Annotated in this window: 9 protein-coding genes; 8 read left to right on the forward strand and 1 reads right to left on the reverse strand. The window is 71.1% G+C overall.

Going from position 1 to position 12,601, the window contains the following annotated elements:
- Positions 1-9: 9 nt before the first annotated feature.
- Positions 10-840 carry a formate dehydrogenase accessory sulfurtransferase FdhD gene (gene fdhD, locus OG946_RS31350; RefSeq protein ID WP_326799326.1) on the reverse strand — a complete coding sequence of 277 codons (831 nt, stop codon included), beginning with the start codon at positions 838-840 and terminating at the stop codon, positions 10-12.
- Between the two features lie 181 nt (positions 841-1,021).
- Here fdhD and OG946_RS31355 point away from each other — a divergent pair, with 181 nt between their 5' ends.
- The 8 genes from OG946_RS31355 (at position 1,022) to OG946_RS31390 (ending at position 12,540) form a co-directional block, all read left to right on the forward strand.
- A complete protein-coding gene (locus OG946_RS31355; protein ID WP_027746150.1) occupies positions 1,022-2,203 on the forward strand; it encodes an ROK family protein in 1,182 nt (393 codons plus the stop codon).
- 302 nt (positions 2,204-2,505) lie between these two features.
- A complete protein-coding gene (locus OG946_RS31360) occupies positions 2,506-4,041 on the forward strand; it encodes a sugar ABC transporter ATP-binding protein (RefSeq protein ID WP_326799327.1) in 1,536 nt (511 codons plus the stop codon).
- The gene (locus tag OG946_RS31365) at positions 4,042-5,064 is read left to right on the forward strand and encodes an ABC transporter permease (RefSeq protein ID WP_326799328.1); all 1,023 of its coding nucleotides are present in this window, start codon (positions 4,042-4,044) and stop codon (positions 5,062-5,064) included.
- Between the two features lie 14 nt (positions 5,065-5,078).
- A complete protein-coding gene (locus OG946_RS31370; protein WP_326799329.1) occupies positions 5,079-6,128 on the forward strand; it encodes a substrate-binding domain-containing protein in 1,050 nt (349 codons plus the stop codon).
- An 88-nt stretch (positions 6,129-6,216) separates the two neighbouring features.
- Entirely contained in the window at positions 6,217-7,422 is a 1,206-nt protein-coding gene (locus OG946_RS31375; protein WP_326799330.1) for a Gfo/Idh/MocA family protein, read from the forward strand.
- 58 nt (positions 7,423-7,480) lie between these two features.
- The gene (locus OG946_RS31380; RefSeq protein ID WP_326799331.1) at positions 7,481-8,482 is read left to right on the forward strand and encodes a sugar phosphate isomerase/epimerase family protein; all 1,002 of its coding nucleotides are present in this window, start codon (positions 7,481-7,483) and stop codon (positions 8,480-8,482) included.
- A 199-nt stretch (positions 8,483-8,681) separates the two neighbouring features.
- The gene (locus OG946_RS31385) at positions 8,682-11,141 is read left to right on the forward strand and encodes a PQQ-dependent sugar dehydrogenase (RefSeq protein WP_326799332.1); all 2,460 of its coding nucleotides are present in this window, start codon (positions 8,682-8,684) and stop codon (positions 11,139-11,141) included.
- A 70-nt stretch (positions 11,142-11,211) separates the two neighbouring features.
- The gene (locus OG946_RS31390) at positions 11,212-12,540 is read left to right on the forward strand and encodes a ThuA domain-containing protein (RefSeq protein WP_326799333.1); all 1,329 of its coding nucleotides are present in this window, start codon (positions 11,212-11,214) and stop codon (positions 12,538-12,540) included.
- The last annotated feature ends 61 nt before the right edge of the window (positions 12,541-12,601 follow it).

A 12,601-nucleotide genomic window follows, 5' to 3' on the forward strand; every position in this document is an offset into this window, starting at 1 on the left:
GGCGGAGCGTCAGAGCGCGATGCGGTGTTCGCCTGCGTACACGTTCATGGTGTCGCCGCGCAGGAAGCCGACCAGCGTCATGCCGGTCTCGGCGGCGAGGTCGACGGCCAGGGACGACGGCGCGGAGACCGCGGCCAGCACCGGGATGCCGGCCATCGCCGCCTTCTGGGCCAGTTCGAAGGAGGCGCGCCCCGAGACCATCAGCACGGTGCCGGAGAGCGGGAGGCGGTCCTGCTGCAACGCCCGGCCGATCAGCTTGTCGACGGCGTTGTGGCGGCCCACGTCCTCGCGCAGGTCGATCAGCTCTCCCTCCGGGGTGAACAGGGCGGCGGCGTGCAGTCCCCCGGTGCGGTCGAAGACCCGCTGCCCGGCCCGCAGCCGGTCGGGCAGCGCGGCCAGGACGTCCGGGCTCAGCCGCATGCCCTCGTCGGCGACCGGCCAGCGCGTCGTCGTACGGACCGCGTCCAGGCTCGCCTTCCCGCACAGCCCGCACGACGACGTCGTATAGACGTTGCGCTCCAGCGAGACGTCCGGCACGGGCACCCCCGCGGCCAGGCGCACGTCCACCACGTTGTACGTGTTCCCGCCCTCCGCACCGTCCACCGCCCCCGCGCAGTACGTCACCGACGCCAGCTCCGCACCCCGCGCCAGCGCCCCTTCGCTCACGAGGAACCCCGTCGCCAGTGCGAAGTCGTCACCCGGCGTCCGCATCGTGATCGCCAACGCCCGGCCCCCCAGCCGGATCTCCAGCGGCTCCTCCGCCACCAGCGTGTCCGCCCGCCGGTCCACCCGCCCTCCGCGCACCCGCACCACCGGACGCCGCACCGTCACCCGACCCATGCCGGTCAGCGTACGCCGCCGACCGCGACCCTATCTTTGTCCTGATGGTGGAGAAAGTAGATACCGATTCCTGCAGAACTTCTTCCCTCAGTGGCGAAGCACTGCTACGTTCCCCGTGGAAAGCCGACAACGGCGTACGAGAACGACGTACGCGAGGCCGGGGAGGAGTGGCGTGAGGCGCATGACAGCTCGGCCCGCGAACGCGCACCAGGCGCGACTGCTCCGCCTGCTGCGTGACGGCGGGCCGAACTCCCGGGCGCAGCTCGGCGATCAGGTGGAACTGTCCCGGTCCAAGCTGGCGGTCGAGATCGACCGGCTGCTGCAGACCGGGCTCGTGGTCGCCGACGGCCTCGCCGCCTCACGGGGCGGACGCAGGTCGCACAACATCCGCCTCGCGCCCTCGCTGCGCTTCCTCGGCGTCGACATCGGCGCCACCTCCATCGACGTGGCGGTCACCAACGCGGAGCTGGAGGTGCTCGGTCATCTGACCCAGCCCATGGACGTGCGCGAGGGCCCGGTAGCGGTCTTCGAGCAGGCGCTGGCGATGGCGGCCAAGCTCCGCGCCTCCGGGGTGGCGGAGGGGTTCGACGGCGCCGGCATCGGCGTCCCGGGTCCCGTCCGCTTCCCCGAGGGTGTGCCGGTCGCGCCGCCGATCATGCCCGGCTGGGACGGCTTCCCGGTCCGCGAGGCGCTCAGCCAGGAGCTGGGCTGCCCCGTCATGGTCGACAACGACGTGAACATCATGGCCCAGGGCGAGCAGCACGCCGGTGTCGCCCGTGCCGTACGGGACTTCCTCTACGTCAAGATCGGCACCGGCATCGGCTGCGGCATCCTCGTCGGCGGCGAGGTCTACCGCGGGACGAACGGCAGCGCCGGCGACATCGGCCACATCCAGGTGGAGGTGGACGGGCGCCCGTGCGCCTGCGGTAACCGCGGCTGCCTGGAGGCGTACTTCGGCGGCTCCGCCCTCGCCCGGGACGCCGAGAACGCCGCCCGCGAGGGCCGTTCCGCGCAGCTGGCCGCCCGGCTGGAGGAGACCGGCGAGCTGGAGGCCAGGGACGTCGCCGTGGCGGCGACCGCGGGCGACGCGGTCGCGCTGGACCTCATCCGCGAGGGCGGCACCCGTACCGGCCAGGTCATCGCAGGACTGGTCAGCTTCTTCAACCCCGGGCTCGTGGTCATCGGCGGCGGCGTCACCGGCCTCGGTCACACGCTCCTCGCCGCCATCCGCACCCAGGTCTACCGCCAGTCGCTGCCCCTGGCGACCGGCAACCTGCCCATCGTGCTCGGCGAGCTGGGCCCCACCGCGGGCGTGATCGGCGCCGCCCGGCTCACCAGCGACCACCTGTTCTCGCCCGCCTGACGCCGGGCGCGGACATCCGCGTACCACACGTAAGGCCCGCACCACCCGCGCATCACCCCGTACGACCCACGCACCACCCCAGCACCACAGGCACCAAGAGCACCACCCGCACCCGGTACCACCCCGCAGCACCCCCGGCCGACCGCGGCACCGCCCGCGCAGGCCCCCGCACCACGCCGCTGCCCTCCGACCACTCCCACCGCACCACCCGCACCGCCCGGTGAACCCGCCCGTTTGCGCTCCGCCCTGCCCAACCTGCCCCTGCGCAGCCGCAGTCGGAGCACCGCCGAGGAGATCCGTACATGGCGCCTACGTCAGATACGCCGCCCACCCCCGCCACACCCCTGCTCACCATGACGGGGATCACCAAGTCCTTCCCCGGCGTCCGCGCGCTCGACGGCGTCGACCTCGACGTCGTGGCCGGCGAGGTGCACTGCCTGCTCGGCCAGAACGGCGCCGGCAAGTCCACCCTCATCAAGGTCCTGGCCGGCGCCCACCAGCCCGACGACGGCACCATCGTCTGGCAGGGCGACGAGACCGCGCTGAAGTCGCCCGTCGCCGCCATGCGGCTGGGCATCGCCACCATCTACCAGGAACTCGACCTGGTGATGCACCTGTCGGTGGCGGAGAACGTCTTCCTCGGCCACGAGCGCTCCTCCGGCGGGTTCATCAAGGCCCGCGAGGCGCACACCGCCGCCCAGGACCTGCTGGCCCGGCTCGGCCACCCGGAGATCTCCGCGTCCACCATCGTCGGCGACCTCTCCGCCGCCGGCCAGCAGGTCGTCTCCATGGCCCGGGCGCTCTCCCACGACGTGAAGCTCATCGTCATGGACGAGCCGTCCGCCGCCCTCGACCCCGACGAGGTCGACAACCTCTTCCGGATCGTCGCCGACCTCACCGCGCAGGGCGTCGCCGTCATCTACATCTCCCACCGGCTGGAGGAGATCCGCCGGATAGGCGACCGCGTCACCGTGCTCAAGGACGGCCGCGCCGTCGCCCGCGGGCTGCCCGCGCAGAGCACGTCGACCAACGAGATCGTCACCCTGATGACCGGCCGCAACGTCGCGCACGTCTTCCCCGAGCGGCCGGAGGCGCCGGGCGCGGGCAAGGACCCCGTACTCACCCTCGAAGGGCTCGCCAGGGAGGGCGAGTTCGCGCCGGTGGACCTCAAGCTCGCCCCCGGCGAGATCGTCGGGCTCGCAGGCCTGGTCGGCTCCGGCCGCTCGGAGATCCTGGAGACCGTCTTCGGCGCCCGCAAGCCGACCGCGGGCCGGGTGCTCGTCGACGGCCGCCCGCTGCGCCCCGGGAGCGTCACCGCCGCCGTCAAGGCGGGCATCGGGCTGGCCCCCGAGGAGCGCAAGGCGCAGGCGCTGCTGATGACGGAGTCCGTCAGCCGCAACGTCTCCATCTCCTCGCTCACCCGCTTCTCGACCGGCGGCTGGCTGGACCGGTCGGGGGAGCGGTCCGCGGCGCGGCAGGCCGTACGCGACCTCTCGCTGCGCCCCGACAACCCCGACGCCCCCGTCCGCACGCTCTCCGGCGGCAACCAGCAGAAGGCCGTGCTCGCGCGCTGGCTGCTGCGCGACTGCCGGGTGCTGCTGCTGGACGAGCCCACCCGCGGCGTGGACGTCGGCGCCCGCGCCGAGTTGTACGCGCTCATCCGCAGGCTCGCCGACGAAGGCGTCGCGGTCCTGCTCGTCTCCAGCGAACTCCCCGAGGTCCTCGGCCTCGCCGACCGGGTCCTCGTACTCCGCGAGGGCCAGGTCGTGCACACCGCCCCGGCCCGGAATCTCGACGAGCACCGGGTGCTCGACCTCGTCATGGAAGGGACCTCGTAAGTGTTGAGCAAATCGGACTCGCTCTCCGCCCCGGCGCCGGAGAAGCCCCAGGGGAACGGCAACGCCGCCGCCTGGCACAGCCATCTGGACTTCAGACTCCTGGCGCTGGTCGGCGTGCTCGGCCTGCTGGTCGCGGTCGGCGCCCTCACCAAGCCCGACCAGTTCCTGGACGTCGACAACTTCCGGCTCATCCTCACCCAGTCGTCGGCGATCGGCGTGGTCACCATCGGCGTGACGCTGGTCATCATCGGCGGCGGCATCGACCTGTCGGTCGGCGCCATCGTCGCCCTCGCCTCGGTGTGGGCGACGACGCAGGCGACGCAGGACTACGGCCTGACGGGCATGCTCTTCTGCGCCGTAGCCGTGGGCATAGGCTGCGGCCTGGTCAACGGCGTGCTCATCGCGTACGGCAGCCTCGTGCCGTTCATCGCCACGCTGGCCATGCTCGCCTCCGCGCGCGGCTTCGCCGAGCAGATGAGCGACGGCCAGACGCAGATCGTCGAGGTCGACGCGGTGCTGGACCTCGGGAACGCGGACGCCCGCATCCTCGGCATCCCGTACCTGGTGCTCATCTTCCTCGGCGTCTCCGCCCTGGGCTGGGTGCTGCTCAACCGCACCACCTTCGGCCGCCGCACCGTGGCGGTCGGCGGCAACCCCGAGGCCGCCCGGCTCGCCGGCATCGACATCAAGCGGCAGCGCCTGCTGCTGTACGCCCTGTCCGGGCTCTGCTGCGGCATCGCGGCGTTCATGCTCATCGTGCTCGCGGGCTCCGGCCAGAACACCAACGGCAACCTGTACGAACTGGACGCCATCGCGGCCGCGATCATCGGCGGCACCCTGCTCAGCGGCGGCCGGGGCACCATCATCGGCTCCGTGCTGGGCGTGGTCGTCTTCACCACCATTACCAACCTCTTCGCGCTCAACAACGTGCAAAGTGACGTACAGAAGATCGCCAAGGGCGCGATCATCGTCGCCGCCGTCCTTATCCAGCACCACACTTCGCGTAAATCCTCGACGCAATGAAGGGTCGTACCCACATGCCAGAATCGCCTTTCAGCCGTAGAAACATGCTCTTCGGTGCCGCCGGTGTCTCGGCTGCCGCCTTCCTCACCAGTTGCACCAGCAATGACGACAGCGACGACGACGGCGGCTCCGAGCAGCAGCAGGCGAACGTCTCGGACGACAAGCCCGGCAAGCCGGTCACCATCGGCTTCGCCGGCCCCGAGGCCGACCACGGCTGGCTCAACGCCATCAACGACAACGCGCGCTCGCGCGCGGAGAAGTACGAGGACGTCACCCTCGACATCACCGAGGGCTCGAACGACACGGCCACCCAGATAGGCCAGGTCGACTCCCTGATCAACAAGAAGGTCGACGTCCTGGTCATCCTGCCGGCCGACGGCAAGGCGATGACGCAGGCGGGGCTGAAGGCCATGCGGGCCGGCATCCCCGTCATCAACCTGGACCGGATCTTCAACAGCCCGCAGGCGTACCGCTGCTGGATCGGCGGCGACAACTACGGCATGGGCCTGAACGCCGGCCGGTTCATCGGCGAGCAGCTCAAGGGCAAGAGCAACGCGAAGGTCGTCGAGCTGGCCGGGCTGGACAACCTGGAGCTGACCCAGCAGCGCACGAAGGGCTTCGACGACGCGCTGAAGAACTACCCGAACATCGAGAAGGTGGCCCGGCAGGCCGCCGAGTTCACCGTCGAGTCGGGCCAGCGCAAGATGTCCGACCTGCTCCAGGCCGTGCCGGAGTTCGACGCCATGTGGAACCACGACGACGACCAGGGCGTCGGCGTCAAGCGCGCCATCGACCAGTCGGGCCGCGACGAGTTCATCATGGTCGGCGGCGCCGGCTCCAAGGCCGTGATGGACTCCATCAAGGCCGACGACTCGGTGATCAAGGCCACGGTCCTGTACCCGCCGACGATGGCCGCGTCCGCGATCGACCTCGCGCGCGCCCTCGGCCAGCAGAAGGGCGTCTCGGGCATGGCCGAGTTCGAGATCCCGGCGTCGATCACGTTGTACTCCGCCGTCGTGAGCAAGGACAACATCGACCAGTACCTGCCGACCGGCTTCAACTGACGGGAATCCAGCGCCAGGAGCCGCACGCCCGGAATTGCCGGAACGACCGCTGCGGCGCGCCGGAAGCAGCCTACTGACAAGGAGTTCTATGTCCCACGACACGACCGCACCCGCGCTCGGCGTCGGCATGGTCGGCTACGCGTTCATGGGGGCGGCCCATTCGCAGGGCTGGCGGACCGCCGCCCGGGTCTTCGACCTTCCGCTGACTCCCGTCATGGCCGCGATCTGCGGCCGCGACGAGGACAAGGTGGCCGCGGCGGCCCGCAAGATGGGCTGGGCCGCCGCGGAGACCGACTGGCGCCGGCTCATCACCCGGGACGACGTGCAGCTCGTCGACGTCTGCACGCCGGGGGACAGCCATGCGGAGATCGCCATCGCCGCGCTGGAGGCGGGCAAGCACGTGCTGTGCGAGAAGCCGCTCGCCAACACCGTCGCCGAGGCCGAGGCGATGGTGGACGCCGCAGCGCGGGCGCGGGAGCGCGGGCAGCTCGCCATGGTCGGCTTCAACTACCGCCGGGTGCCGGCCCTGGCGTACGCGCGCGAGCTGATCGCCCGCGGCCGGCTGGGTGCGCTGCGGCACGTGCGTGTGACGTACCTGCAGGACTGGCTCGTCGACCCGGAGTTTCCGCTCGCCTGGCGGATGCAGCGGGAGAAGGCGGGCTCCGGGGCGCTCGGCGACCTCGGCGCGCACATCGTCGACCTCGCGCAGTTCCTCACCGGCGAGCCGCTCGTGGGCGTCTCGGCGCAGACCGAGACGTTCGTGAAGGAGCGGCCGCTGCCGTCCGCGGCGGCGGGGCTCTCCGGCGCGGCGGCCGGCGGCGGCGAGCGCGGTGCGGTCACGGTGGACGACGCCGCCCTGTTCACCGGCCGGATGGCCTCGGGCGCGCTGGCGTCCTTCGAGGTCAGCCGGATGGCCGCGGGCCGCAAGAACGCCCTGTCGGTGGAGCTGAACGGCGAGCACGGCTCGCTCTCCTTCGACCTGGAGCGGCTGAACGAGCTGCAGTTGCACGACCACGCGGAGCCGGCCGAGACCGCCGGCTTCCGGCGGGTCCTGGTCACCGAGCCGGAGCACCCGTACCTGGAGGCGTGGTGGCCGCCCGGCCACGGCCTCGGGTACGAGCACACCTTCGTGCACCAGGCCCGCGACCTCGTCCACGCCATCGCCACGGGCGCGCAGCCCGCGCCGTCCTTCGCGGACGGGCTGCAGGTCCAGCGGGTGCTGGCGGCCGTGGAGGAGAGCGCGGAGAAGAACGCCGTCTTCACGCCCGTGGTGCAAGCCGGCCAAGCCACCTGACCCCACCCGGATCAGCCGACCACCCCCGGAGGTACTCCGGAGAAAGAGGCAGCACACGATGCCCCGGTCCTTCACCCTGTTCACCGGTCAGTGGGCGGACCTCCCCCTGGAGGAGGTCTGCCGGCTGGCCCGCGACTTCGGCTACGACGGCCTCGAACTCGCCTGCTGGGGCGACCACTTCGAGGTGGACAAGGCCCTGAACGAGCCCGGTTACCTCGACGGCCGCCACCAGTTGCTGGAGAAGTACGGCCTGAAGTGCTGGGCCATCTCCAACCACCTGGTGGGCCAGGCGGTCTGCGACCACCCCATCGACGAGCGCCACCAGGCCATCCTCCCGGCCCGGATCTGGGGCGACGGCGAGCCCGAGGGCGTCCGGCAGCGGGCCGCCGCCGAGATCGCCGACACCGCGCGGGCGGCGGCGGCCTTCGGCGTCGACACCGTCGTCGGCTTCACCGGCTCGTCGATCTGGCATCTGGTGGCGATGTTCCCGCCGGTCCCGCCGCACATGATCGAGCGCGGCTACCAGGACTTCGCCGACCGCTGGAACCCGATCCTCGACGTGTTCGACGCCGAGGGCGTGCGCTTCGCGCACGAGGTGCACCCGTCCGAGATCGCGTACGACTACTGGACGACGCACCGGGCGATGGAGGCGGTCGGCCACCGGCCCGCCTTCGGGCTGAACTTCGACCCCAGCCACTTCGTCTGGCAGGACCTCGACCCGGTCGGGTTCCTGTGGGACTTCAAGGACCGCATCTACCACGTGGACTGCAAGGAGGCCCGCAAGCGGCTCGACGGCCGCAACGGCCGGCTCGGCTCGCACCTGCCCTGGGGCGACCCGCGCCGCGGCTGGGACTTCGTCTCGGCCGGCCACGGCGACGTGCCGTGGGAGGACGTCTTCCGGATGCTCCGCTCGATCGGTTACGAGGGGCCCATCTCGGTGGAGTGGGAGGACGCCGGCATGGACCGGCTACAGGGCGCGCCGGAGGCGCTGCGGTCGCTCAAGGCCCTCGACTTCGAGCCTCCGCAGACGTCGTTCGACGCCGCCTTCGGAGGCGACTGACCGCCGCAGCGGCGCGGAGCGCAGCCCGGCGGCGGCACCCGCCGCCGGGCCGCTCCGCCATGTCCGGGGGGCACTTTGTCCTTATCAAGGATGAAGATAACTGAAGTTCTGTCAAAGGGCTTCTCTATCCTGCAAAAGACGGTTACGTTCCTGTGATGTCCCTGACACAAAACCCCCCACTCTCGGCAGGAGAGATCAGGTGCACACCAGAAAGATCCGGAGAACGCTCACGAGGACGGTGGCGGCCCTGCTGGCCGTGCCCGCCCTCGTGCTGAGCACGTCCGCCACCGGCGCCGCGCACCCGGGCGAGGACCACGAGGCCCCGGCGGCGGCGGAGTTCCAGCAGGTGACGCTGGCCAAGGGCGAGCCCGAGATGGGCGAGCCGATGACCATGGCGGTGCTGCCCGACCGGTCCGTGCTGCACACCTCGCGCGACGGCACGGTACGGCTCACGGACGCCGCCGGCACGACCAGGGTCGCCGGCAAGCTCGCCGTGTACAACCACGACGAGGAGGGCCTGCAAGGTGTCGGGGTCGACCCGGGCTTCGTGCAGAACCGGTTCGTCTACCTCTACTACGCCCCGCCCCTGGACACGCCCGCGGGCGACGCCCCCTCGGACGGCAGCGCCGCCGACTTCGCGCCGTTCGACGGCGTCAACCGGCTCTCCCGCTTCGTCCTGAAGGACGACGGCACCCTCGACACCGGCAGCGAGAAGGCGGTCCTGGACGTGCCCGCCTCCCGCGGCCTGTGCTGCCACGTCGGCGGCGACATCGACTTCGACGCCCAGGGCAACCTCTACCTCTCCACCGGGGACGACACCAACCCGTTCGCCTCCGACGGCTACACGCCCATCGACGAGCGCGCCACGCGCAACCCCGCGTTCGACGCCCAGCGCTCCGCCGGGAACACCAACGACCTGCGCGGCAAGGTCCTGCGGATCAAGGTCAACGCCGACGGTTCGTACGACATCCCGGACGGCAACCTCTTCGCGCCCGGCACCGACAAGACGCGCCCCGAGATCTACGCCATGGGCTTCCGCAACCCCTTCCGGCTCAGCGTCGACAAGCCCACCGGCACCGTCTACGTCGGCGACTACGGGCCCGACGCCGGCACCGCGAGCGACACCCGCGGGCCCGCCGGACAGGTCGAGTTCGCCCGCATCACCGAGGCGGGCAACTTCGGCTGGCCCTACTGCACCGGCGACAACGACGCGTACAAGGACTACGACTTCGGCTCCGGCGCCTCCGGGGCGGCCTTCGACTGCGGCGCGCCCGTCAACAACTCGCCGCACAACACCGGCCTGACCGAACTGCCCCCCGCCCAGCCCGCCTGGATCCCCTACGACGGCAACTCCGTCCCCGAGTTCGGCAACGGCTCCGAGTCCCCGATGGGCGGCCCGGTCTACCGCCAGGACGAGGTCGACGACGGCTCCGCGGTCGCCTTCCCCGCCGCGTACGAAGGGAACTTCTTCGCCGGCGAGTTCGGCCGCAAGTGGATCAAGCGGATCGAGCAGGGCGACGACGGCACCGTCTCCGCCGTCAACGACTTCCCCTGGTCCGGCACCCAGGTCATGGACATGGACTTCGGCCCCGACGGCGCCCTCTACGTCCTCGACTACGGCACCGGCTACTTCGGCGGCGACGAGAACTCCGCCCTCTACCGCATCGAGAACATGACCGGGGGCGCCTCCCCGGTCGCCGAGGCGAGCGCCGACAAGACCTCAGGGCAGGCGCCCCTGGCCGTGCAGTTCTCCTCCGCCGGCACCACCGACCCCGACAGCACCGAGCTGACGTACTCCTGGGACTTCGGCGACGGCGCCACCTCCGACCAGGCCGACCCCGCGCACACGTACGCGGAGAACGGCACGTACAACGTCACCCTCACCGCCACCGACCCCGACGGCCTCACCGGCAGCGCCAACGTGCAGATCACCGTCGGCAACACCGCGCCCACCGTGACCCTGGACCTGCCGCGGGACGGCCAGTCCTTCTCCTTCGGCGACGACGTGCCCTTCGAGGTCACCGTCGCCGACCCGGAGGACGAGGCCGTCGACTGCGGCAAGGTCCGGGTCGCCTACATCCTCGGCCACGACTCCCACGGCCACGAGATGACCAGCGCCAACGGCTGCAGCGGCACCCTGAAGACCGCCGCGGACGGCGAGCACGACCCCAACGCCAACCTCTACGGCGGCCTCACCGCCACGTACACCGACGGCGGAGGCGGCGGCCAGGGCGCCCTGACCGGGACCGACCAGGCCAAGCTGCAGCCCAAGCACCGCCAGGCCGAGCACTACGACAGCTCCCGGGGGGTCGCGCCGCAGAACAAGCCGGCGGCCAACGGCGGCAAGACGGTCGGCGACATCCACGCCGGCGACTGGATCGCCTTCGAGCCCTGGGTCCTGTCCGACGTCACCGGGCTGACCGCCCGGATCTCCTCCGCCGGCGCCGGCGGCACCCTGGAGGTGCGCGCGGGTGCCCCCGACGGGACGCTCCTCGGCTCCACCGAGGTGCCGGTCACCGGCGGATGGGACACGTTCCAGGACGTCACGGCGACCCTGTCGGGCGCCCCGGACGGCACCACGAAGCTCTACCTCGTCTTCGCCGGCAGCGGTACGGAAGCGCTGTACGACGTCGACGACTTCACCCTCACCACCGGATAGCTCCCCCCACCGCCCCGCCGGCTCCGGCCGGCGGGGCGTCCCACCCGACGAGACCCTCAAGGAGCGCCCCATGAAAGCTCCCGGACGCCTCGCCCTCGCGACGGCGGCGGTCGTGCTCACCACCCTGGCCATGAACACGTCCGCCGTCGCCGAGAAGCCGGCGAAGAAGACGGAGGGCGAGCACGTGCTCGTCTTCTCCAAGACCGCCGGCTTCCGCCACGACTCCATCCCCGACGGCATCGCGACCATCAAGCAGCTCGGCGCCGACAACGGCTTCACCGTCGACACCACCGAGAACGCCGGCGTGTTCACGCCCGGCACCCTCCAGCAGTACGACGCCGTCGTCTTCCTCTCCACCACCGGTGACGTACTCAACGCCAAGCAGCAGCGGGCCTTCGAGGACTACGTGCGCGCGGGCGGCGGTTACGTCGGCGTGCACGCCGCCGCCGACACCGAGTACGACTGGCCGTTCTACGGCGGCCTCGTCGGCGCGTACTTCGACTCGCACCCGCAGATCCAGCAGGCGACGGTCAAGGTCGAGGACCACGACCACCCCGCCACCGCGCACCTGGGCGACGAGTGGGTGCGTACCGACGAGTGGTACAACTACCGCACCAACCCGCGCGAGCAGGCCCGCGTCCTGGCGACCCTCGACGAGGGCTCGTACAGCGGCGGCAACATGGGCGGCGACCACCCCATCTCCTGGTGCCAGACCTACGAGAGCGGCCGGTCCTTCTACACGGGACTCGGCCACACCAAGGAGTCGTACGCGGAGCCCGAGTTCCGCACCCATCTGCTCGGCGGCATCCAGTACGCCGCCGGGGCCGTCGAATCGGACTGCAGTTCTGCCGAGAGCGACTACACTCCGATCTTCGACGGCACTTCCACCGAGGGCTGGAAGCAGGCCGGGCCGGGCTCGTTCCGCCTGGAGGACGGCACCCTGACCTCGGAGGGCGGCATGGGCATGCTGTGGTACGAGGCCAGGCAGTTCAGCTCGTACTCCCTCAAGCTCGACTGGCGCATGGAGGGCGACGACAACTCCGGCGTCTTCATCGGGTTCCCGCCCTCCGACGACCCCTGGTCGGCCGTGAACAACGGCTACGAGATCCAGATCGACGCCACCGACTCCCCGGACCGGACCACGGGCGCCGTCTACGGCTTCCAGTCCGCCGACATCGCCGCGCGCGACGAGGCGCTCAACCCGCCCGGCGAGTGGAACACCTTCGAACTGCGCGTCGAGGGTGAGCACCTGCAGATCTGGCTCAACGACGTGAAGATCAACGACTTCACGAACACCGACCCCGCCCGCAGCCTTGCGGACGGACACATCGGGATCCAAAACCACGGTGCAGACGACCAGGTGTCGTTCCGCAACATCCTGGTGAAGGATCTCCCGTGAACGCCGTGGGCGGGAGGGCACGACGCCTCCCGCCCACGGGCGCACCGTGTAGGTGAACTGA

It is taken from the genome of Streptomyces sp. NBC_01808 (assembly GCF_035917395.1).
In the GTDB taxonomy this organism is placed as follows: Bacteria; Actinomycetota; Actinomycetes; order Streptomycetales; family Streptomycetaceae; genus Streptomyces.